Raw genomic sequence first — 430 nt, forward strand, 5'->3', positions numbered from 1 at the left:
CAATATACCATTTAAATCTTTAGATGGGAGGTTGGCATATAGATTTTGGAAGGAAAAAGGTGTTTTGAAAGTAATATCGAGCACTTTGTTAATAGGATAGAAAGGTTGGAATGTATTTAGACGTTTCCAAAACATTGCATCTCCGTTAAACCAATATAGAGGATCGGTCTCCCAATAATTACTGTATTTTTGATAAACCATTAATAAAATTCTTCTTGTATGCATAACTGAACAGTGATCCACAACATTTGCAGCTGTATATAAAATTTCCGAGGCTTTTCTTACATATTCATGAGTAGGTTGTAGATTATAATCAACACATTTTACGTGCTGAGAAGAATACACCACATCTATTTCAGGACTTTTTTGTAAGAAAGATAACATTTCAGCTAATCTATTTGGAACGTACATAGTATCATCGGTTAAATAG

General features: G+C 32.1%; 1 pseudogene. It reads right to left on the reverse strand.

Annotation, left to right across the window (positions count from 1 at the left end):
- A pseudogene (locus tag AC1DJR_RS33610) lies at window positions 1-430 on the reverse strand (glycosyltransferase family 2 protein); the annotation flags it as partial.

The organism is Bacillus sp. 05T31 (assembly GCF_056396725.1).